23 protein-coding genes are annotated in these 21,476 nt (G+C 70.6%); 12 read left to right on the forward strand and 11 right to left on the reverse strand.

Annotated features, from left to right (window positions below):
- Positions 1 to 73: 73 nt before the first annotated feature.
- Positions 74 to 1,111 (reverse strand): LLM class flavin-dependent oxidoreductase, encoded by a 1,038-nt coding sequence (locus ACEN9V_RS15245; protein ID WP_413600999.1) that lies wholly within the window; start codon positions 1,109 to 1,111, stop codon positions 74 to 76.
- Positions 1,112 to 1,161: 50 nt separating this feature from the next.
- Between ACEN9V_RS15245 and ACEN9V_RS15250 the strand changes: the two genes are divergently transcribed.
- Positions 1,162 to 1,494, forward strand: a complete 333-nt coding sequence (locus ACEN9V_RS15250) for a TraR/DksA family transcriptional regulator (RefSeq protein ID WP_402729951.1) — start codon at positions 1,162 to 1,164, stop codon at positions 1,492 to 1,494.
- A gap of 79 nt (positions 1,495 to 1,573) precedes the next feature.
- Positions 1,574 to 2,005, forward strand: a complete 432-nt coding sequence (locus ACEN9V_RS15255; protein ID WP_413601000.1) for a TIGR02611 family protein — start codon at positions 1,574 to 1,576, stop codon at positions 2,003 to 2,005.
- Positions 2,006 to 2,017: 12 nt separating this feature from the next.
- Here the strand turns inward: ACEN9V_RS15255 and ACEN9V_RS15260 are convergent, their stop codons facing one another.
- Positions 2,018 to 3,277: an MFS transporter gene (locus tag ACEN9V_RS15260; protein ID WP_413601001.1), complete on the reverse strand. Its 1,260-nt coding sequence runs from the start codon at positions 3,275 to 3,277 to the stop codon at positions 2,018 to 2,020.
- Between the two features lie 100 nt (positions 3,278 to 3,377).
- Between ACEN9V_RS15260 and ACEN9V_RS15265 the strand changes: the two genes are divergently transcribed.
- Together ACEN9V_RS15265 and ACEN9V_RS15270 are read left to right on the forward strand one after the other, a co-directional pair.
- The gene (locus ACEN9V_RS15265) at positions 3,378 to 3,743 is read left to right on the forward strand and encodes an ArsR/SmtB family transcription factor (protein WP_402729948.1); all 366 of its coding nucleotides are present in this window, start codon (positions 3,378 to 3,380) and stop codon (positions 3,741 to 3,743) included.
- Positions 3,740 to 5,290, forward strand: a complete 1,551-nt coding sequence (locus ACEN9V_RS15270) for a methyltransferase (protein ID WP_413601002.1) — start codon at positions 3,740 to 3,742, stop codon at positions 5,288 to 5,290. Before ACEN9V_RS15265 ends, ACEN9V_RS15270 begins: the two co-directional genes overlap by 4 nt.
- Before the next feature lie 39 nt (positions 5,291 to 5,329).
- On the opposite strand, the gene ACEN9V_RS15275 is transcribed toward ACEN9V_RS15270, so the two are convergent.
- Together ACEN9V_RS15275 and ACEN9V_RS15280 are read right to left on the reverse strand one after the other, a co-directional pair.
- A complete protein-coding gene (locus ACEN9V_RS15275) occupies positions 5,330 to 6,193 on the reverse strand; it encodes an NAD-dependent epimerase/dehydratase family protein (protein WP_281265727.1) in 864 nt (287 codons plus the stop codon).
- A 100-nt stretch (positions 6,194 to 6,293) separates the two neighbouring features.
- Positions 6,294 to 6,884, reverse strand: a complete 591-nt coding sequence (locus ACEN9V_RS15280; protein ID WP_413601003.1) for a TetR/AcrR family transcriptional regulator — start codon at positions 6,882 to 6,884, stop codon at positions 6,294 to 6,296.
- Positions 6,885 to 7,015: 131 nt separating this feature from the next.
- On the opposite strand from ACEN9V_RS15280, the gene ACEN9V_RS15285 reads away from it, so the two are divergent.
- Complete coding sequence (locus ACEN9V_RS15285) at positions 7,016 to 8,284, forward strand: MFS transporter (protein ID WP_413601004.1); 1,269 nt, start codon at positions 7,016 to 7,018, stop codon at positions 8,282 to 8,284.
- 56 nt (positions 8,285 to 8,340) lie between these two features.
- Complete coding sequence (locus tag ACEN9V_RS15290) at positions 8,341 to 10,800, forward strand: beta-glucosidase (RefSeq protein WP_413601005.1); 2,460 nt, start codon at positions 8,341 to 8,343, stop codon at positions 10,798 to 10,800.
- Between the two features lie 433 nt (positions 10,801 to 11,233).
- Here the strand turns inward: ACEN9V_RS15290 and ACEN9V_RS15295 are convergent, their stop codons facing one another.
- Positions 11,234 to 12,244, reverse strand: a complete 1,011-nt coding sequence (locus tag ACEN9V_RS15295) for an LLM class flavin-dependent oxidoreductase (RefSeq protein ID WP_413601006.1) — start codon at positions 12,242 to 12,244, stop codon at positions 11,234 to 11,236.
- Positions 12,245 to 12,320: 76 nt separating this feature from the next.
- On the opposite strand from ACEN9V_RS15295, the gene ACEN9V_RS15300 reads away from it, so the two are divergent.
- Positions 12,321 to 14,876 (forward strand): DEAD/DEAH box helicase, encoded by a 2,556-nt coding sequence (locus ACEN9V_RS15300; protein WP_413601007.1) that lies wholly within the window; start codon positions 12,321 to 12,323, stop codon positions 14,874 to 14,876.
- An 88-nt stretch (positions 14,877 to 14,964) separates the two neighbouring features.
- A complete protein-coding gene (locus ACEN9V_RS15305) occupies positions 14,965 to 15,216 on the forward strand; it encodes a DUF6458 family protein (protein WP_413601008.1) in 252 nt (83 codons plus the stop codon).
- Here the strand turns inward: ACEN9V_RS15305 and ACEN9V_RS15310 are convergent.
- Entirely contained in the window at positions 15,210 to 16,277 is a 1,068-nt protein-coding gene (locus ACEN9V_RS15310; protein ID WP_413601009.1) for an NAD-dependent epimerase/dehydratase family protein, read from the reverse strand. The genes ACEN9V_RS15305 and ACEN9V_RS15310 overlap by 7 nt on opposite strands.
- A gap of 103 nt (positions 16,278 to 16,380) precedes the next feature.
- Here ACEN9V_RS15310 and ACEN9V_RS15315 point away from each other — a divergent pair, with 103 nt between their 5' ends.
- Complete coding sequence (locus ACEN9V_RS15315) at positions 16,381 to 17,217, forward strand: helix-turn-helix domain-containing protein (RefSeq protein WP_413601010.1); 837 nt, start codon at positions 16,381 to 16,383, stop codon at positions 17,215 to 17,217.
- Here the strand turns inward: ACEN9V_RS15315 and ACEN9V_RS15320 are convergent, their stop codons facing one another.
- Genes ACEN9V_RS15320 through ACEN9V_RS15330 form a run of 3 tightly spaced genes read right to left on the reverse strand, consistent with a single transcriptional unit; the run spans position 17,218 to position 18,396 of the window.
- Entirely contained in the window at positions 17,218 to 17,625 is a 408-nt protein-coding gene (locus ACEN9V_RS15320; RefSeq protein ID WP_413601011.1) for a PIN domain-containing protein, read from the reverse strand.
- Positions 17,625 to 17,825 carry a type II toxin-antitoxin system VapB family antitoxin gene (locus tag ACEN9V_RS15325; RefSeq protein WP_402729938.1) on the reverse strand — a complete coding sequence of 67 codons (201 nt, stop codon included), beginning with the start codon at positions 17,823 to 17,825 and terminating at the stop codon, positions 17,625 to 17,627. Before ACEN9V_RS15325 ends, ACEN9V_RS15320 begins: the two co-directional genes overlap by 1 nt.
- A 49-nt stretch (positions 17,826 to 17,874) precedes the next feature.
- Positions 17,875 to 18,396, reverse strand: coding sequence for a ribonuclease H family protein (locus ACEN9V_RS15330; RefSeq protein ID WP_281265718.1), 522 nt, complete (start codon positions 18,394 to 18,396; stop codon positions 17,875 to 17,877).
- Between the two features lie 88 nt (positions 18,397 to 18,484).
- Between ACEN9V_RS15330 and ACEN9V_RS15335 the strand changes: the two genes are divergently transcribed.
- From ACEN9V_RS15335 to ACEN9V_RS15345, 3 genes are read left to right on the forward strand one after another with little or no spacing between them, the layout of a single operon-like run.
- Entirely contained in the window at positions 18,485 to 18,721 is a 237-nt protein-coding gene (locus ACEN9V_RS15335; RefSeq protein ID WP_413601012.1) for a hypothetical protein, read from the forward strand.
- On the forward strand, positions 18,718 to 18,939 hold the full coding sequence (locus ACEN9V_RS15340; protein ID WP_413601013.1) for a hypothetical protein: 222 nt from the start codon (positions 18,718 to 18,720) through the stop codon (positions 18,937 to 18,939). The genes ACEN9V_RS15335 and ACEN9V_RS15340 overlap by 4 nt, the downstream gene beginning before the upstream one ends.
- Positions 18,940 to 18,985: 46 nt before the next feature.
- Entirely contained in the window at positions 18,986 to 19,207 is a 222-nt protein-coding gene (locus ACEN9V_RS15345; protein ID WP_413601014.1) for a hypothetical protein, read from the forward strand.
- Here the strand turns inward: ACEN9V_RS15345 and ACEN9V_RS15350 are convergent.
- The gene (locus ACEN9V_RS15350) at positions 19,204 to 20,022 is read right to left on the reverse strand and encodes an aldo/keto reductase (RefSeq protein ID WP_413601015.1); all 819 of its coding nucleotides are present in this window, start codon (positions 20,020 to 20,022) and stop codon (positions 19,204 to 19,206) included. The genes ACEN9V_RS15345 and ACEN9V_RS15350 overlap by 4 nt on opposite strands.
- A 202-nt stretch (positions 20,023 to 20,224) precedes the next feature.
- On the reverse strand, positions 20,225 to 21,430 hold the full coding sequence (locus ACEN9V_RS15355) for an MFS transporter (protein WP_281265713.1): 1,206 nt from the start codon (positions 21,428 to 21,430) through the stop codon (positions 20,225 to 20,227).
- Positions 21,431 to 21,476: the final 46 nt, after the last annotated feature.

Raw genomic sequence — 21,476 nt, forward strand, 5'->3', positions numbered from 1 at the left:
GTGCGCTCCGACGCTACGTGCCGCCGAGCACCCTCCCCAGTCCCAACCCGGGTGTCGGCAGGAAGGGGGACGTCTACGCCCGTGCCGGCGCGGCGTCCACCTCGGCGAAGACGTCCTTCACCGCCGCGAGGAGCCGGGCGTTGAAGTCCACGCCGAGCTGGTTCGGCACGGTGACGAGCACGGTGTCGGCAGCGCGGACCGCCTGGTCCGCCGCGAGCTCCTCGACGAGCGACTCCGGAGACCCGATGTACGACCGCCCGAAGCGGGCGAGCCCACCGTCGAGGTACCCGACCTGGTCGGCTCCCTCGACCTGCGCGCGGACGCCGAAGTAGTGCCGCGACTCGTCGTCGATGATCGGGATGATGCTGCGCGACACGGAGACCCGGGGCTCACGGTCCCAGCCCGACTCGGCCCAGACCCGCCGGAAGCGCTCGATCTGCTCGGCCTGCAGCTCGTCGAAGGGCACGCCGGTGTCCTCGGTCAAGAGCGTCGACGACATCAGGTTCATGCCCTGCTCGGCGGTCCACTCGGCGGTGGCGCGGGTTCCGGCACCCCACCAGATGCGGTCGGGGAGCGTGTCGGACAGCGGGAAGACCGGCAACGAGCCCGCGGCACCCGTCATCTGCGGGTTCGCGTTCGCCATCGGCTCGCCGGCGATCGCGCGGCGGAACACGCTCGTGTGCGCACGGGCGAGGTCGGCGCCGTTCGGGTCCGAGGCGTCGGGCACGTACCCGAACTGTTGGTAACCGGCCTGAGCGGTCTCGGGTGATCCCCGCGAGACGCCGAGCTGCAGTCGCCCGCCGGAGATCAGGTCGGTCGCTGCCGCCTCCTCCGCCATGTAGAGCGGGTTCTCGTAGCGCATGTCGATCACGCCGGTGCCGATCTCGATGCGGCTCGTCTTCGCGGCGATGGCGGAGAGCAGCGGGAACGGTGCGGCCTGCTGCGGGGCGAAGTGGTGCACGCGGAAGTACGCGCCGTCGACGCCCGCTTCCTCGGCCGCCACCGCGAGGTCGATCGCCTGCACGAGGGCCTCGCGGCCGCTGCGCACCTTCGATCCGGGGACGTCACGCCAGTGTCCGAACGACAGGAACCCGATCTTGGTCATGTCCATGCGAACGCATTCGAGAGGTCGCGCATTCCGTCGGACTAGGTTCGGGGGGCATGGACGATCCACGTGCGGCACTGAGCGCGGAGCGAGCGCGGGCGACGAAGCTCATCGCCGACGTCGAGCGGAGCATGCGCGACGTCAGCGACGCTCGCGACGGTGCGAACACGGACGACGAGCACGACCCCGAGGGAGCGACGCTGGCCTGGGAGCGAGGGTCGCTCGGCGCGGTCCGCGACGACGCACGGCGCCGCATCGAACAGGTCGACGCAGCGCTCGCGCGGCTGGACAAGGGGACCTACGGGACGTGCGTCGTCGGCGGCGAACCGATCCCGGAGGCACGACTGGCGGCAGTCCCGTGGGCCGCGACCTGCGTCGCGCACGCGTGACGAGCCTCCAGTCCGACTGCCGGGCATCCGTGCACCGCGCGCGCCGCGGATTCCCAGCCGCGCGCCCTACCGTTTCGGCATGGACGGCGACCCGAACCACCGACCCGCGGAAGCGGACTCCGGTGAGTCCGCGCTGCGGCACCGCTTCCGCTGGTTCCACCAGGCCCGGGAGTGGATCCACGCCCGCCCGCACCTGCACCTCTTCTACAAGGTCGTCGTCGGCATCGTCGGCGGGCTGGTCGTCATCATCGGGCTGATCCTCGTGCCGTTGCCCGGGCCCGGGTGGCTCGTGGTGTTCATCGGCCTGACGATCCTGGCGAGCGAGTTCCACTTCTTCCACAAGATCATCACGTGGCTGAAGGCGCAGCTGCACCGGTTCTGGGACTGGGCGAAGGCGCACGGGCCGCAGTGGCTCAGGAACGTCGCCGACCGCGGGAAGGCCGACGTCGACGCGGCGCACGACGACGCACACCGGAGCATCGGCCGGCGCCCTGCGCGTCCCGGGCACTGAGCTCCGGGCGGCTCAGTCCGCGGCGGGGGCCGGGCACGCCTGGACGCGGACCGAGCCCGTCGCGATGCGCTCGGATGCCTGCTCCTCGACCTCGGCGGCGTCGCGCGAGACGAGCTGCAGCACGAGGGCGACCGCCGCGGCGAGCACGATGAACGCGCCGTACCCGGCGATGACCGGCACGAGTCCGACCGTCGGCTCGAGCAGGCCGCCGATGACCGCGGGGACACCGAAGGCCAGGTAGCTCACGACGTAGATGGTGGAGAGCAGCCCCGCGCGGTGCGTGGGCGCAGCGGTGGCGAGCAGCATCCGGAGCGGCGCCTGGAAGCCGGCGCCGAAGCCGACCCCGGCGATCGCACTGCCGACGACGAGCCCCGGCAGGGAGTGTGCGACGACGAACGCGACAGTGACGACCGGCCCGAGGATCAGCGCGACGAGTCCGATGAGCACGCCGATGCGGGCGTCGAGCCGCTGGATCGCCAACCCGGTGAGCGCTCCGACGCCGGTGACGACGGCGATGAGTGCTCCGGCCGCGAAGTGGTTCGTGATCCCGAACACCGCCCCGAGCGCCGACGGTACGAGCGACAGGAACATCCCGCCGAGCGCCCAGCTGGCGATGAGCGAGCCGGCGACGCCGCGGAACAGCCGGCGCGAGGACCGGGGCACGGAGATCGTCGGCCGGAGGGAACGGAGGGCTCCCGGACGGCGGGTGACCCGCTCGGGGACGACCACGAGCGCGATCACCATGAGGACGAGCAGCACCCCGAAGAGCACGTACACGAGCTGTTCCGGCGCCGGACCCCACTCGACGAGGGCACCGCTCGACAGGGCTCCGGTGGCGAGGGCGATCGGCGGGATCACACCGTTCAGGACGCCGGCGAGGGACGGGTGTGCCTCGAGCGAGTTGTCGATCAGCGCCGCACCGAGGGCACCGATGAGCAGCCCGACGGAGACGCCCTGCACGATGCGGTCGACGATCAGCGCGCCGAGGCCGTCCGCGATCGAGAACAGCCCGAGCGAGAGTGCGACGCCGAGCCCACCGACGACGAGCACCGGCTTCCGCCCGACGTGGTCGGACAGTCGTCCGGCGACGAGCAGGCTGGTGAGGAGCCCCGCGACGTAGATCGCGAACACCCCGGTGAGCATGAGCGGCGTCAGGTGCCACTCCGCCGCGTACACGGGGTAGATCGGCGACGGCACGGCGGACGACGCGACCGAGACGAGCAGCATGGCCGCGAGGATCCAGAACCCGGCGACCGAGCGAGCTGACTGCATGGGTGCCCCTTCGATGACGAACAGTACGAGGAAAGTCGTACCGTACTCCGCTGTACGACGCAAGTCGTACTGGGAGGTGAACGGTGGTAGCGTCCCGTCCATGCCCGAGCGCACCGTTGCCCCCGAACGGCTCCCGCAGCCGACGGTGGCCGAGATGGACCTCCCCGTCGTGATGGACGCCCTGTCGGACCCGATCCGCCTGGCGATCCTGCACCGGTACCTCGTCGACGCCGCCGGCGGGATCCGCAGCTGCGGCTGGGTCGGCATCGACCGGCCGAAGTCCACGCTGACGCACCACTTCCGCGTCCTGCGCGAGGCCGGCCTGCTCGAGCAACACCAGGAAGGACTCACCCGCAGCAGCCGCGCGCGCGTCGAGGACGTGCAGCAGCGGTTCCCCGGACTCCTCGACCTGGTCCTCGACTGGCAGGTGCCCGCTGCCCTGATGCGCGACGAGGTCCCCGCGTGACCGCTGGCACCCACACGCTGCCCACCGTCGTCGCCGACCCGGCCGTCACCACGGCGGTCGCCGCGGACCTCGACGCCGCCGGGTTCTCCGTCGAGGGCGTCGACGCGCTCTGGGGGGTCGACGCGGCGGCCGCGCTACACCGTGGGAATCGCGTTGCCGCCGTCCGTGCGCTCGACGCCCGTCCGACGTCGCCGCTGACGACGCTCGCGACGCTCTTCGTCCTCGGGCTCACCGTGCCCCGCACCGACGCCGAGCAGGCGTTCCCGACGGCCGGGCTCGACGCGGTCGTGGCCGCCGGCTTGCTCCGTGTCGACGACGACCGCGCGCACCCGACGGTGGACCTCCGTCCGTACGCGTTCGTCGACGACGCCGGTGCCGGCAGCTGGTGGATCGTCTCCGACCTCGGGGAACTCGCCCTCGGCAGCGCGCTCGACGAGGAACACGTGCTCGGCATCGGTGGTGCCACCACGACGCTGAGCGGTCTGCAGGTGCCCGTGCCCGTCCACCGGGTGCTCGACCTCGGGACCGGCTGCGGCATCCAGGCCATGCACGCCAGGCGCTTCGCCGACGAGGTCGTCGCCACCGACATCTCCCGCCGCGCCCTGGACATCGCGCGGTTCAACGCGCAGCTGAACGGCATCGACGGCATCGACTTCCGCTCCGGGTCGCTGTTCGAGCCCGTCGTCGGGGAGCGCTTCGACCGCATCGTGTCGAATCCGCCATTCGTGATCACCCCACGCACCGAAGGCGTCCCGTCCTACGAGTACCGCGACGGCGGGATGGTCGGCGACGCCCTCGTCGAGACGGTCCTCCGTGGCCTGGCCGAGCACCTCGAACCCGGCGGGACCGCGCAGCTCCTCGGCAACTGGGAGTACCACTGGGGCGTCGACGGGCTCGACCGCGTCCGCGCCTGGTTCGAGGGGACCGACCTCGACGCATGGGTGGTCGAGCGCGAGCGGCAGGACCCGAACGCCTACGCCGAGACCTGGATCCGCGACGGCGGGACCAAGCCGGGCACGGCCGCGTTCGACCAGCTGGTCGGCGCGTGGCTCGACGACTTCCGGGAGCGCAAGGTCGTCGGCGTCGGCTTCGGCTACGTCGTGGTCCGCAGGGCACAGACGGGAGGCTCGGTGCAGCTCCGGCGCTTCGAGCGCGTCCCCGAGACGCTCGGCTCCAACCCAGCGGGGCTCGGCGCCACGGTGGCCCGCGTCCTCGACGCGGCCGCTTGGCTGGCAGCGCACGACGACGTTGCACTCGCGGCCGCGCACCTGACGGTCGCCGGCGACGTCACCGAGGAGCGGTACTACTGGCCGGGCAACGACGACCCCACGGTCATGACGCTCGTGCAGGGCGGCGGGTTCGGCCGGCGGGTCGACGCGGACACGGCGCTCGCCGCGTTCGTGGGCGCGTGCGACGGCGAACTCTCCGTCGCGGCGATCATCGGTGCGCTCGCGCAGATCACGGGCGTCGACGAGCAGGTGCTCGCCGCCGACCTGCTGCCGACCGCCCGTGACCTGGTGCTCGACGGGCTGCTCACCCCGGCCTGACGCGGCCCGATGTGATGCAGCCCGCCGTGCCGGTGCTGCTCAGGACCGGTGGTCGCGCCAGCTGTGCTGCGGGTCGTAGCCGAGGAGCTCGCGGGCCTTCTCCGACGACAGCAGCGAGCTGACGCCGTCGATGTCCGCACGACGCTCGATGTCCGGCACGTACCGTTCGACGAGCTCGATGGTCGGAGTGTCCATCACGGTGTCGGGGCTCGCGATGACGAACGCCTCGAAGCCGGTCAGGTCCGCCTCGAGCGCCTTGCGCACGGCCTGGGCACCGTCGCGGGAGTCGATGTAGGACCACAGGTTGAACGTCTTCGCCTCGGGGGTGGCGTCCCACGGGTACGACGGGTAGTCGGTCTCGTCCATGACGTTCGAGAACCGCAGGCCGATCATCTTCAACGTCGGGTCCCAACGCGTGAAGTGCCGCGCCATCTCCTCTTCCACGGCCTTGCCGAGCGAGTACGAGGACTGCGGACGCACCGGGAACTCCTCGTCCACGGGCAGGTAGGGCGGGTGGTGCTCGCCCATCGGGATGCCGAGCAGGGTCTCGCTCGACGCCCACACCACGTTCGTGATCTTCGCGGCGCGTGCGGCGTGGAAGACGTTGATGGACGCGGTCACGTTGTTCGTGATGAGCGCGACGTCGGGGACCTGCCCGGGAGCCGGCACCGCCGCGAGGTGCACGACGGCGTCGACGTGGTCGTACCGGTCGTCGATGCCGAGCAGGGCATTCACCACCTGCCCGTAGTCGGTGAGGTCGATCCGCACGAACTGCACGCGCTCGGGCTTGTCAGGAGACGGGACGCGGTCGAGGAGGACCACGTCGTACCCGTGTTCGTCGAGGTCACGCACCACCGCTCGTCCGAGCTTGCCGCTGCCGCCGGTCACCACTACGCGCGTCATCGCGCCTCCGCTCATCGTCGAGTCGTGCTGTCGGTGTCCATCCTGCACTGCCGGGACCGCCGCAACCAGGCACCAGCGGTACCTGTCCGCGGAGCGCGGGTCAGACGGAGGGGACCGCCTGGGCCACCGCCAGGCGCACGACGAGCTCGACGTGTGCGGCCATGTCGCGCGCGGGGTCGAACAGCCACTGGATCTGCATGCCGTCGGACACCGCGAGCAGCACGCTCGTCAGCTCCTCCGCGTCGACGTCGGCGCGGAGCCGGCCGTCCTGCTGCATCGTCCGGAAGTCCGCGGCCATCGTGCGCCGGGAGTTCTCGTAGCGCTGCCGGAAGTACTCGTGCGCGGGGTGGTCCGGGTCGGTCGCGGCCGCGGCGGAGAGGTTCACGAACATCTGGACGAGCCCCGGGACCTCGGCGTTGTGCCGGACGATCGCGGCGAGGAGCTCACCGGGGTCGTTCGCGTGCCAGTCTGCTGCGTTGTCGATCTCGTCGCGGCGCCGGAGGATCTCGACCCAGAGCTCGTCCTTCGAGTCGAAGTAGTGCAGCAGTCCGGCCTGCGTCAGCCCGACCGCGTCGGCGATGTCCTTGATGCTCGTGCGCCGGAACCCCTGTTGGGCGACGAGGTCCAGGGCGACGGTGAGGATCTCCTCGCGCTTCGCGATGCCCTTCGCGTACGAACCCCGTCGTGTCATGGCGAGACTGTACCGCTCCTGGGCGATCGCAGAAAACCTAGCGTCAATAGGTTTTGGTGGTACGGTGGCACGAGCCGCCGACGAAGGCGTGCGAGTCGCCGACGCCGGCGGCGCACCCGATGGAGGTTGCAGTGGCGAACGATGCCCTGACCGTTTCCGACACCCCGACCGCAGTCGCACCCACGCGCGGTCGAGGCAGCTCGCTGATGTACACCCTCGGCATGCCGATCGCGATGCTCGGCCTGTACATCGCCCTCCTCCCACCCGTGCTGGTGGCGATGGCCCTGAAGGTCGCGGAGATCGCACCGGACGACCAGGCGGGCGTGCTCGGCGTGGCACTCGGCGTCGGCGCGTTCGCGGCGATGGTCGCCAACCCCCTGGCCGGTCGCTTCAGCGACCGCACGGCCGGGAGGCTCGGCATGCGTCGTCCGTGGATCATCGGTGGCACCGTGGTCGGGTTCGCCGGCCTCGTGGTCGTCGCGACGACCTCTTCCACCGTGGTCCTGGTGCTCGCCTGGGGCGTCACGCAGATCGCGTACAACGCCACGATCGCGGCGCTGACCGCCGTCATGCCGGACCACGTCACGCGGTCCCAGCGCGGACGGGTCGCGGCGCTGCTCGGGCTCGCGCAGAACCTCGCGCTGGTCGGCGGCACGTTCCTCGTGCAGCTCTTCTCGACGTCGGCGACGCAGATGCTCGTCCCCGGGGCCATCGGGTCGGCCGTGGTCGTCCTCTACGCGCTGCTCTTCCGCGACCGCGTGCTCACCGAGCGGCCGTCGACGCGCCTCGGTATCGGGCAGCTCTTCGGGTCGTTCGTCTTCAACCCCGTGAAGCACCCCGACCTCGGCTGGGCCTGGCTCACCCGGTTCATGATGGTCGCCGCGCAGTACACCGCCGTGAGTTACCTCACCTACTTCCTCCGCGACGACATCGGGGTCGAGCCCGCCCACGTGGCGAACGCCGTCTTCCAGGGCACGCTCTGGAACGTCGTCGGCATCGTCCTCACCTCGCTCATCGCCGGGTGGTTGTCCGACAGGCTCGGGCGCCGCAAGCTCTTCGTGGCGGTCGCCGGGATCGTCGGCGTCGTCGGCCTCGTGCTCATCGCGACCGCGCCGTCGCTCGGCACGGTGCTGGTCGGCGAGTTCGTGATGGGTGCCGGCATGGGTGTCTTCTACGCCGTCGACCTCGCGCTGATCACGGACGTGCTGCCGTCCGACGAGGACAATGCGAAGGACCTCGGCGTCGTGAACATCGCGCAGGCCCTGCCCCAGTCGATCGTGCCGGCGGCGGCCCCAGGCGTGATCGCCCTCACCGGCGGCTACAGCGGCTTCTTCATCACCGGCGCGGTCGTCGGACTGCTCGGGATCGCCTCGGTCTCGCGCATCCGCGGCGTCCGCTGACCCACTCCTCCTGGCTCTGAACGAAAGGAACGACCATCGTGACCACCGTGAACGACGTGAGCACAGCCTCCGGTGCGGCCCCGCTGGACGAGCGCATCGGCGCGCTCGTCGACCAGCTGACCACCGAAGAGAAGGTGCAGCTGCTCACCGGACGAGACTTCTGGACGACCTGGCCGATCGAGAAGATCGGGTTGCGGCGCATCCTGATGTCGGACGGCCCCTCCGGGGTCCGTGGCGAGGTCTGGGACGAGCGCGACCCGTCGCTCAACCTGCCGTCCGCGACCGCCCTGAGTGCGTCGTGGGACCGTGCGATCGCGAAGCGCTACGGCGCCGCCGCTGCCGTCGAGGCCCGCCGCAAGGGCGTCGACGTCGTCCTCGGCCCGACCATCAACCTGCACCGCTCGCCCCTCGGTGGTCGGCACTTCGAGGCGTTCAGCGAGGACCCGGTGCTCACCGGCGACCTCGCGGCGTCGTACGTCGAAGGCGTGCAGGAGAACGGCGTCGCCGCGACCCCGAAGCACTACATCGCGAACGACTACGAGACCGACCGCTTCACCGCGTCGACCGAGGTGTCCGACCGAGCGCTCCGCGAGCTCTACCTGCTCGCGTTCGAGAAGGCCGTCACCGAGGCGCACGCCTGGGCGATCATGTCGTCGTACAACTCGATCAACGGCGTCACCGCATCCGAGAACGAGCTGCTCGAGACGCCGCTGAACTCCGAGTGGGGCTTCGACGGCATCGTCGTGTCCGACTGGACCGGCGTCCGCTCGGTCGACTCGGCGAAGGCGTCGCAGGACGTCGCGATGCCCGGACCGAACCAGTGGTGGAGCGAGGGGCCGCTGCTGGCCGCCGTCGAGTCCGGCGAGGTCCCGATCGAGGCGATCGACCGCAAGGTCCATCGGATCCTGACCCTCGCCGCCCGCGTCGGAGCGCTGTCCGGGTTCGATGCCGTCGCGGCGGAGCCCGTGCACGTCGAGGACGGCATCGCGTTCGTCCGTGAGGCCGAGGCCGAGGGGACCGTCCTCGTCCGGAACACCGGGATCCTGCCGCTCGACGCGCCCGCGCTCGCCCGGATCGCCGTCATCGGCCCCAACGCCGACCAGGCCCGCACGCAGGGGGGCGGCTCGGCCACCGTCGTGCCCTCGCAGGTCGTCTCGCCGCTCGACGGCATCCGCGCGGCGTTCCCGTCCGCGACCGTCGACTACGCGATCGGCGCCGTCGTGCAGGAGGGCATCGCGGAGTTCCCGCTGTCCACCATCACGAACCCGGCCACCGGGCAGCCAGGCGCGCGCGTGGCCTTCGTGCGCGACGGATCCGAGCTGTACGTTGAGGACCGCCGCGCGACGGCCCTCTTCTGGTTCGGCGGCGACGCCCCCACGCGTGAGGCCGACCGGCTCGACATCACCACGACCTACACGGCCCCGACGACCGGCACCGTCCGGATCGGCATCGGCGCTGCTGGTCGATCGCGGATGTGGATCGACGGGTCGCTCGTCCTGGACGAGGACGTGCCGTTCGAGGGCGACCAGCTCGGCGCGGCGTTCCTCAACCCGCCGGCGCGCTCCGTGCCCGTCTCGGTGACGTCCGGCCAGCAGGTCGCGATCCGCATCGAGTACGACGTCATCCAGGACGAGACGCTGGGCGGGGTGCTCGCGTACCAGTTCGGCACCGAGCCCTCCGACGAGGACCCGTCGGTGCTCATCGCCTCCGCCGTCGATGCCGCTCGTGGCGCCGACGTCGCCGTGGTCGTGGTCGGGACGAACTCCAAGGTCGAGTCCGAGGGCTACGACCGCTCGTCCCTGGCGCTCCCCGGGCACCAGGACGAGCTCGTCGCGGCCGTCGCCGCCGTGAACCCGAACACGATCGTGCTCGTCAACGCCGGCTCCCCGGTCGAGATGCCGTGGCGGAACGACGTCGCCGCGGTCCTCCTCTCGTGGTTCGGCGGGCAGGAGTACGGCAACGCGGTCGCCGACGTGCTCACCGGCGCGTCGGAGCCGGGCGGGCGCCTCCCCACGACGTGGCCGGTCGCCATGTCGGACGTCCCCGTGCTCGACGTCACACCGGTCGACGGTGTCGTCCGGTACGACGAGGGCGTGCACATCGGGTACCGGGCCTGGCTCCGCGCCGGGGTACAGCCCGCGTACCCGTTCGGCCACGGCCTGGGGTACACGACCTGGACGATCGACGGCATCGCGGGATCGCCCGTCGTCCGCGCGGGTGACACGGCCATCGTCACGGCGACCGTCACGAACACCGGATCGCGCGCAGGCAAGCACGTCGTGCAGGTCTACGCCTCGCGGGAGACGTCCGCGATCGACCGTCCGGTCCGCTGGCTCGTGGGGTTCGCCCCGGTGCGCCTGGGAGCGGGGGAGTCGACCGAGGTCTCGATCGAGGTGCCGGCGAGGGCGTTCGCGCACTGGGACGGCGCGTGGGCGTACGAACCGGGCACCTTCACCCTGCACGTCGGCGCGTCGGTCGCAGATGCGGCAGGAACGGTGGCCCTCGAACTGGAGTGAGCCCGGTCGCATCCGGTTTCCGCGCATCGGTCAGGTGTGTTCAGTAGCATGGGAGAAGCGTCAGGCGGCTGGTTACCGTCGACGCGCGCACCGACATGGGATCGCCGCGTGAGCGACGCGGCCTCCTGATCCGGCCGATGGAGCCCCGGCGGTCCCGGTGCGTCATGGTGCGCCCCCGCTTCTGCGGGGGCGCATCTCTTCCTCCACGCGGAGGTTTTTCCGTATGCGGAATATGTCGTGACGAATCATCACGATTCGCTGAGTCAGGGCGTCCGAGTTGTGACAAACAACGCGGATGGTGGAACGATGAGTGCACCATCCCGTACGGATCAGGGACGAGATGGTCATCCGGCGGGAGCCCCGAGACTCACCAACTCGTGCTGGGCTCCGCCGGATGCCTCAGATCCATTCCGTCGTCCGTCGGCTCGTGGGTTCAGCCCAGGTGCGGGGCGATCTGTTCGGCGATGACCGTCAGGATCCGCTCGTGCGACGCGGCGTCGCCGTTCGCCGGCAGGGTGATCACGAGTTCGTCGGTCGCGGCCACGGCGGGGTCGGCGCGCAGGGCCTCGACGATCGCCGCCGGCTCGCCGGACAGCACCTTGCTGAACCGGAACGGCGGGTTGCCGGACAGCGGCCGTCCCTCGTCGTCCATCCCCGACGCGTAGCCGGTGAGGAACTCCTCGTGCACGGCACGGTCGTGGTCGTCGAGGAGCGGGACGACGATGCGGCCGACGGCGACCTTCTGCGTGCGATCGGGGTGCAGCTCGGCGAAGCGCTCCCGGTACGCCGTGATCTGCGCGGCCTGCGCGACGGCGAAGGGCTCGCCGGTGTCCTCGGTGTTCAGGGTCGAGCAGTGCAGCAGGAGCCCCTTCTCGGCCGTCCGGACCGCGGTGCCCATGCTGCCGCCGCCCCACCACACACGGCTCCGCAGTTCCGGGCTGAGCGGCTGCAGCGTCAGGTCCGTGTCGGCAGGGATGCTCTCGTACCCCTTGCCCGAGGTGCCGAGGGGCTCCCCGTCGAGGACCTGGAGCAGCCGAGCCGCGCGGGCTTCTGCCTCGTCGCGGAAGCTCCGCTCGGTCGCGCCGAACACCGGGTCGAGGATCGGGCCGTACCCGGCGATCCCCGTGCTGATCCCGAGCTGCACGCGGCCGCCGCTGAGCAGGTCGACGGTGCTGGCGTCCTCGGCGAGACGCACCGGGTCCTCGTAGCGCATCCCGAGCACCGCCGTGCCGAAGCCGATCGTGCTGGTCCGCTGCGCGGCCGCGGCGAAGAAGGTCATCGGGCTCGTCAGGAACGGCTCGAAGTGCCGTCCGCGCACCCACCCCGTGCCGTACCCCAGGCGTTCGGCGGTCTCGAAGAGCCGCAGGCCGTCCTCGAGGGCGGCGGCAGCACCGGCCGGACCACCGTGGTTCGGGACGAAGGAGAGGAAGCCGAGTTCGCGCACGACGTGAGTCTATGCGCGCGTATCGAGCCGAGCCTCCCGGACCGTCGCCACGCCACCATGCTGGGAGGATGGGGGCATGACCGACGTCACCGTCCACGCTCCGCTCGTCGCCGCGATCCCTGCGGCCGTCGGCGGCGCCGTCGACCCCGATGCCGTCTACGAGGCCTTCGCGGACTGGGCCGCCAGCGGCGGCCGCCCGCTGTACCCGGCGCAGGACGAGGCCGTCATCGAACTCGTGTCCGGCGCGAACGTGATCCTCAGCACCCCGACCGGCACCGGGAAGTCCCTCGTGGCCGCCGGCGCACACTTCGCGGCGCTCGCCGAGGGCAAGCGGAGCTACTACACGGCACCGATCAAGGCCCTGGTGTCCGAGAAGTTCTTCCAGCTCGTGGACCTGTTCGGCGCCCAGAACGTCGGCATGGTCACCGGTGACTCCAGCGTCAACGCCGACGCCCCGATCGTGTGCTGCACGGCCGAGATCCTCGCGAACCTCGCCCTGCGACAGGGGCCGAACGCCGACGTCGACGTCGTGGTGATGGACGAGTTCCACTTCTACGGCGACGCCGACCGCGGCTGGGCCTGGCAGGTGCCGCTCCTGGTGCTCGAGCGGGCGCAGTTCCTGCTGATGTCGGCGACCCTCGGCGACGTGACGACCATCGCGGACGACCTCTCGCGGCGCACCGGGCGGCCGACCGCTCGCGTCACCGGGGTGTCCCGTCCGGTCCCGCTGTCCTACGAGTACGTGGTGACGCCGGTGCAGGAGACCGTCGAACGCCTGCTCGAGGAGGGCAAGGCGCCGGTCTACATCGTGCACTTCGCGCAGGCGGCGGCGCTCGAGCGGGCGCAGGCGCTGATGTCGGTGCGCGTTGCCGATCGTGCGCGGCGGGACGCCATCGCGGAGGCGATCGCCGGGTTCCGCTTCAGCGCCGGGTTCGGGCAGACGCTCTCCCGGCTGATCCGCGCCGGGATCGGGGTGCACCACGCGGGCATGCTGCCGAAGTACCGTCGGCTCGTGGAGCAGCTCGCCCAGCGCGGGCTCCTGCCGGTGATCTGCGGCACCGACACCCTCGGCGTCGGCATCAACGTCCCGATCCGCACGGTGCTGCTGACCGGGCTCACGAAGTTCGACGGCACGAAGATGCGGCAGCTGTCCGCGCGGGAGTTCCACCAGATCGCCGGACGGGCCGGACGGGCCGGGTACGACACCGAGGGCGACGTCGTCGCGGAGGCGCCCGAGCACGACATCGAGAACGCCCGCGCGGTCGCCAAGGCCGGGGACGACCCGAAGAAGAAGAACAAGGTCAAGAAGAAGAAGGCCCCGGACGGGTTCGTCTCGTGGGGGCAGGCGTCCTTCGAGCGGCTCATCCAGGCCGAGCCCGAGCCGATGGTGTCCAGGATGCGGATCACCCACGCCATGGTGCTGTCCGTCGTCGCCCGCGGTGGCTCGGCCTTCGACGAGGTCCGGTCGCTGGTGTTCGACAACCACGAGCCCCGTGCCAGGCAGCTCGCGATGGCCAGGCGTGCGCTGACGATCGCCAGGACGTTGATCAACGCCGGCGTGATCGAGAAGGTCGAGGACACCTACCGGCTGACGGTGGACCTGCAGGCGAACTTCGCCCTCAACCAGCCCCTGTCGCCGTTCGCGCTGGCCGCCTTCGAGTTGCTCGACCCGGAGTCGCCCACGTACGCCCTCGACATGGTGTCCATCGTCGAGGCCACCCTCGACGACCCGCGCGCGATCCTGTCGCAGCAGCAGTTCAAGGAGCGCGGCGAGGCGGTCGCGCGGATGAAGCAGGAGGGCATCGAGTACGAGGAACGCATGGAGCTCCTCGAGGAGGTCACCTGGCCGCGTCCGCTGTCCGAGCTGCTGGAAGCGGCGTACGAGGCCTACGCGGCCGAGCAACCGTGGGTGCTCGACTTCACGCTGTCGCCGAAGGCCGTCGTCCGCGACATGTACGAACGGGCGATGACCTTCGGGGACTTCGTGCGGTTCTACCAGCTCACCCGCTCCGAGGGGCTCGTGCTGCGGTACCTCTCCGACGCCTACCGGACGATGCGGCAGACGATCTCCGACGAGCAGCGGACCGACGAGCTCGACGACCTGATCGAGTGGCTCGGCGAGCTCGTCCGACAGGTGGACTCATCGCTCGTCGACGAATGGGAAGCGCTGGTCAACGGGGATCTGTCGCTCGCGGCGGCGGAGCACGAGGAGATCGCCCCGCCGCAGCCCGCCCGGCTCACCGGCAACGTGCGGGCCTTCCGGGTCCTGGTGCGCAACGCCCTGTTCCAGCGGGTACTCCTCGCCGCGCGGGACGACGTCGAGGGGCTCGGGGCGCTCGACGGCGCCGCCGGGTTCGACGCCGACGCGTGGGACGCCGTGCTCGAGGAGTACTACGAGGCGCACGACGACGTCGGGACGGACGCTGACGCGCGGTCGATGCAGTACCTGGTGCTGTCCGAACAGGGCCGGACGTGGCGCGCTCGACAGATCTTCGCCGACCCCTCCGGTGACAAGGACTTCGGGTTCTCGGCGACGATCGACCTCGACGCGTCCGACGAGGCGGGCGAGGCCGTCGTGCGGGTCACCGAGATCGGGCGGTTCGACGGGTGGGCCGAGGTCGACGTCGACTGAGGCTCTGATGATCCCCGGTGCGCAGCAGCGGCCGGGCGGTGTCGCTTCCGGGTAGCGTCTCGTGGACCACCATCGAGAGGAACGCGCCATGCGCATCGGATCCAGCATCGCCCTGATCGTGATCGGCGCGATCGTCGCCTTCGCGCTGAACATCCAGCTGGCCGGGGTGGACCTCCGGCTCATCGGCTACATCCTGATGGCGGCCGGGGTCGTCCTGCTGATCATCAGCCTCGCGGTGGCGTTCGGAGGGCGTCGGACGACGACCACCACGCGCTCCGGGGTCGACCCGGCGTCCGGCGAGCAGGTCACGCGTCAGGACCGGCGCGACGGGACCTACTGACCGGTGGCTTGCGTCGCGGCGGTCGCGGCTCCGGTGCGCTGCGCGAGGCTGCGTCCTGCGTCCGCGATGGCCTCGTGCGCGTCCCGCGGCGTCCAGCCCAGCACCGTGCGTGCCCGCTCGTTCGACGTCCGCTTGGCGTACCCGAGATCGGGGACCATCGCGCGGAACTGCGGCTGGGTCTCCGCCAGCGCGCGCACGGCGTCGTCGGGGAGGACCTCCGTCGGGACCCTCGCCGCGTCGTCGCCGAGGTGTTCGCGGAGCGTGGTCGCGATCTCGTGCAGCTCGAGTGCCGGTCCGTTCGACAGCAGGAACCGCTTGCCGGCGGCGTCCTGGACGTCGATGGCGCTGACGTGTGCGGCGGCGACGTCACGCACGTCGACGATCGGGATGAACAGGCGCGGCGTCGCCGGCATCGAACCGTTCAGCATCGACTGCAGGATGTGGTTCGCCCCGGAGACGGTGCCACCCATCGCCGGACCCATCACCGCGACGGGCAGCATCGTGACGAGTTCCAGGTCGGTTCCCTCGACGAGGTCCCAGGCGGCGCGCTCGGCCAGGGTCTTGCTCCTGCCGTAGGCGTCGACTCCGGGGCCGTCGAGCACGGTCCAGTCGGACTCGGTGAACACGTGGTCGGTGTGCGGGTGCCCCCAGCTGACCGCGTGGAACGCCGACGTCAGCACCACGCGGCGGACCCCGGCGGTCCGCGCGGCGCTGAGCACGCGGGTCGTTCCCTCGACAGCGGGGCGGATGACCGCGTCCTCGTCCTCCACATGCCCGGGCATCACCGGGGACGCCACGTGCAGGACGGTGTCGACGTCGCTGGTCGCGGTGGCCCAACCGTCGTCGGCGGTGAGGTCGGCTGCGAGGAACTCGAGTCGGTCGCCCGCCGTCATGCCGGCGTCGGTCAGGAGCGCGCGAACCGCAGCTTCCTTGTCGAGTGAGCGGATCGTCGTGCGGACCTCGTACCCGGCGTCGAGGAGCTGCAGGATGCAGTGGCCGGCGATGAAGCCGGATCCGCCGGTGACGAGGACGCGTGTGCTGCTGCTGGGAGTCGTGGACATGGGTCCCACCCTCGCGCGGCACCGTCGGGTGTTCCAGACCGCTCCGCTCCTGGTAGCGGGGCGACCAGGCAGTGACGACGGCATCCGGCCTAGCGTGGGAGCCATGACCGACGCGACCAACCCCCTCGGCGAGTTCCTGCGCGCCAGGCGCGAGCTCGTGACCCCGGAGCAGGCCGGCATCCCGGTCGTCGGAGTTCGCCGGGTCGCCGGGCTCCGTCGCGAGGAGGTCGCGATGCTGTCGGGGATCAGCAGCGAGTACTACCTGCGGCTCGAGCAGGGGCGCTACCGGAACCCGTCCGTGCAGGTGCTCGAGGCGATCGCGCGGGTGCTGCAGCTCGACGAGGAGACCACCGCGTACCTGATGGGGCTCGTCGTGGCGCAGCCGCACGTCGCACGCCGGCGCCGTCCCGCTCGGGAGACTGTCCCCGGGAGCCTCCGGGCGTTCGTCGACGGCCTCGGCACGCCCGCGTTCATCGAGGGTCGCTATCTCGACGTGCTCGCCGCGAACCCTCTCGCCGCAGCGCTGTCACCGCGCCTGGTCGTCGGGGCGAACCGGCTCCGCGACGTGTTCCTCGACGCGGAGGAGCGGGCGCTGTTCGTGGACTGGGAGGCCGCGACCGAGGGGCTCGTCGCGTCGTTCCGGCAGTCCGTCGGCACCTCCATCGACGACCCCCGGTGCGTCGAGCTCGTCGGGCAGCTGTCCATCGCGAGTCCACGGTTCCAGCGGCTGTGGGGACGACACGACATCGGCGGGCGCCGCGGTGCGCTGATGCGGTTCGACCACCCGATCGTCGGCGAGATCAGCCTGCACCGGGAGAAGCTCGTGCCCGCCGAGGCGCAGAACCTCACTGTGGCGATCTACCACGCCGACGCGGGCAGCCCCGACGCCGACAAGCTGGCGCTCCTCGCTGCTTCCGTCAAGGCGGTCGTCGGGTCCTGATCAGGCCTGCTCGGCGAGGTACTCGTGCCGGAACTCGTCCACGCTCGCTGCGATGTGCTCGTAGTCACGATCAGCGCTCAGGACAGTCGCCCCGTTGCGGACCGCGTACGCCGCGATGTGCACGTCGACCGGGCCAGCGCCCCGCACGAAGCCGTTGCTCCACAGTGCGCTCTGGATGGCGGTCACATCGTCGACGTCGGGGTGGATCGACGCTTCGAGGAAGGCTTCCATGTCGGCGCAGTGGTCACCGTGATCCGCGCTCGATCGCGCCGAGTGGCAGTACTCCAAGACCTGCGGCGGGCAGGTCATGATCAGGTCCTGCGTCGCGATCGCGCGGAGTCGCTCAGCGATGACCGGCGAGCGCCCTGCTTTCCACCAGACGGAGTTGTCGACGATGTAGGTCGCCATCAGGGGTGGAGTTCGTCCGCCGCGGTGGGGTCTTCCGCGAAGTCCCGGGCGATGATGCGCTCGACTGCTGCAGGCTGACGACGGACCGCGATGAGCGTCTCGAGTGCACGTTGGACGACTTCTCGGTTGGAGCGAGCGCCTGTCAGCTGCTTGGCGTCGTCGAGCAGGGGTTGGTCCAGATCGATCGTGGTGACTGCCATGATGAGCTCCTCGCCGTTTGTATAAGCGAGTATATAGACGGGGCCGTGATCAGAACAGGGTCGCCGGCGGGGTCGCCTCGGGCAGTGGAGCCGGCTCGGTGACCTCGACGCCGGGCCACCCCGGCCCGTGCGGGACCTCGGTGCGGTTCTGGTAGGCGGTCGCTGCGCCACGAGCACGGACGTCGGCGGCCTCGTTCATCTCGTGACCGACGTGGCCGCGCACCCACTCGAACGTGACCTTGCGGCCCTGGAGTTCCTCGTCGAGCTCCTTGATGATCTCCACGTTCATCACGGGCTTGCCGTCGGCCTTCCGCCAGCCCTTCCGCTTCCACCCGGCGAGCCACTCGGTGCAGGCCTTGATCGCGTACTGACTGTCGCAGAGGATGTGCAGCGGTTCGTCGGTGCCCTTCGTGGCGCGGAGCAGCTGGAGCACGGCGGTGAGCTCACCGATGTTGTTCGTGGCCTTCGGCCAGCCTCCGGCGGCCCACCGATCGTCATCGACGTACCAGGCCCAGCCGGCTGGGCCGGGGTTGCCGAGGGCTGAGCCGTCAGCGGCAGCGACGATCGTCACGGGGGTACCTCCTGTGGTGGGGCGAGTTCGAGGTCAACCGTAACGGAGCGCTGCGACACGGCCAGCATCGCTGAGTACGGTGCTCTGCATGCCGATCCCATGGATGGAACGCACTGGTCGGACTCCCGGAGGAGTCATCGGAGCATGGTTCAACGTCGTCGTGTGCGCCGGTCTGGTGGTGGCGCTCCCCGTGATCACCGTGACGCAAGGTCACGACCTCGCACACATCGCGTTCGCGGTGTTCCTCACGGCGATCGCGGTCACCCTGGAGGTCGTGTTCATCCGGAACCTGCGGCAGCAGCTCGCCAGGAGGCGCGGTCGATGACCCCGGTGACCTGGTTCGGCATCGGAGCCGTGGTGGTCGCACTGTGGGGCATCACGATCGCGGTGTTCAACCGTTGGGCGCAGTCCATCGGCGGCGACGAGTTCATGAACGGCCGACCGATCACGCCGCGGTTCGTGCGGGTCATCGGGATCTTCCTCGCCGTCCTCGGGACGATCATCGCCGTCCTGGCGTTCTCCGGCGTGCTGCCCGAGCGCTGATCCCTGCCGAGCAGGCCGCCAGGTACCGCAGGCTACCGTCACGGACATGAGCAACGACGACACCGCGTACAGCCCGTCGAGCGAGCAGGAAACCGAGGCGTCGCAGCACCTGCAGCGCGACGACGACGACCTGCGCGCGGACGGCATCGACCCCTCGAAGGTCACCGCGGCCCCGGGCACCGGCGGTGCGGACGACGCCGGCGACGTCGAGCCGGCTCCAGAGGACCTGCACCTGCCGTGGCAGTCCGAGGACGACCGCCGCGGCTAGGACACCGAATCGGGGTGCGACCCCGTGCGATCGCCCGACTCCAGCCCGGCGATCGCCGTGAGTTCGTCGTCCGTCAGTGCGAAGCCGTCCACGTCGATGTTCGACGCGATGCGTGACGGCGTGACCGACTTCGGCAGCACCACGACGGACTGCTGCACGTTCCACCGCACGAGCACCTGCGCCACGCTCACCCCGTGCGTCGCCGCGATCCGCGCGAGCACCGGTTCGTCCATGAGTCGCCCACGACCGAGCGGCGACCACGCTTCCGTCACGATGCCGTGCTGCTCGTGGAAGGCGATGAGCTCCCGCTGCGGCAGCCACGGGTGTCGCTCGACCTGGTTCACTGCCGGGACCTCACCCGTCTCCGCGATGATCCGCTCCAGGTGGGGCACCTGGAAGTTCGAGACCCCGACGCTGCGCGCCCGCCCGGACTCTCGCAGCTCGACCAGTGTCTGCCAGGTCTCGACGTAGCGGTCGTTCGCCGCGGCCGGCCAGTGGATCAGGTACAGGTCCACCGCGTCGAGCCCGAGCCGGTCGAGGCTGGCGTCGAACGCCCGTAGGGTCGCGTCGCGACCCTGGTTGCTGTTCCACACCTTGGTGGTCACGAAGACGTCGTCACGGTCCAGCCGGGAGGCCCGGATCGCCTTCCCGACGCCCGTCTCGTTGCCGTACATCTCGGCGGTGTCGACGTGGCGGTATCCGCTGTCGAGTGCGGTTCCGACCGCGGTCTCGGCTTCGGGGTCGTCGACCTTGTACACGCCGAACCCGATGGCGGGGACGGAACGACCGTCGCGGAGGGGGATGGAGGTGACCATGCGTCCATCCTGCCGGTCGAGGCGGGGCCGAGCCGAGCCTCCAGTCTGTTCCGTGGAGAACCGGACCCGCGCGCATCGCTGTGGAGGACGCTCGTTCCGACCCACGACGCCCGCAATAGGAGGTCGAATCGTGCGTAGGAGGTCGGAAGTTCCGACCGACTACGCGCGATTCCGCTTCCTACGCGCGAAACGGCCCATCGCCCTAGGTCGGGATGTTCACCGGCTCGGTGTCGGGGATGGGGCTCGCGTCACGACCACGCAGGTCGGGGAGCCACCGCTTCGCGAACAACGGCAGCAGCACACCCACGAACGCCGCAGCAGCCCCGACGAGCATGCCGCCCGTCGCACCGTGCAGGTCGATGAGGAACCCGGCCACCGCGGAACCGAGCGCAGCGCCGATGAGCTGCCCCGTCCCCATCCAGCCGTAGGCCTCTGCCGTGTCGGAGAACTTCACCGTCGCCGACACCGAGCCGAACATCACCGCGAGTGCGGGCGCGATCCCACCACCCGCGATGAGGAGCGCGAACGACAGCCACCAGAACCCGGTGCCGAACGTGGCGAGCCCCAGGCCGATGAAGACGATGAGCATGCGGGTCCACAGCGTGTTCGGCGAGATCGGACGGTGGCCGAACGCCAGACCGCCGACCAGGGAGCCGATCGCGAAGATCGCCAGGACGATGCCGGCGTTCGGGCTGCCCTCGCCGAACGCGCTGGTGACCCCGGCCTCGACCGCGGCGCACGCACCGATGAGGAGCATGCCGGTCAGGGTGGCGACCACGACGGACGGGCGCTTGAGCACCACGCCGAACGCGCGCTTCGAGCGGGGGATGCGGACGCGGCCGAGCTCGGGGGAGGCGATGAACCACACGCCGCCGACGACGAGGAACACCATCGCGAGGACGATCGCCTCGACCGTGCCGATCTGCGTCGCGACGAACGTGGTGATGACCGGGCCGGCGACCCAGATGAGTTCCTGCGCACTCGCGTCGAGGGAGAACAGGGGTGTCAGCTGCGTCGACGTGACCATCTTCGGGTAGATGGTGCGGACGGCCGGCTGCACGGGTGGGACGGCCAGGCCGCCGATGAACCCGATCACGACGTAGGCCCACAGCGGCATCAGCACGAACGCGATGACGCCCATGCTGGCGAGCGCGACGAGGCTCGTGAGGATCAGGACGGGGCGCATGCCCCAGCTGCCCATCCACCGGCTGGTGAGCGGGCCGGCGATGGCCTGCCCGACGCTCGTCGTCGCGAGCACGAGACCAGCGGATCCGTACGAGTGGAACACGTGCTCGACGTGCAGCAGGTAGGCGAGCGAGAGCATCCCGAACGGGAACCTCGCCGTGAGCTGCGCAGCGATCACTCGGCCGACACCGGGGGTCTTCAGCAGGTTGCCGTACGCGCTCACGGGTCGAGTGTACGGACCGGACGGGAGGTCCGTGGGTCGGGTGTCA

The organism is Curtobacterium sp. Curtsp57, from assembly GCF_047324335.1.
GTDB lineage: Bacteria > Actinomycetota > Actinomycetes > Actinomycetales > Microbacteriaceae > Curtobacterium.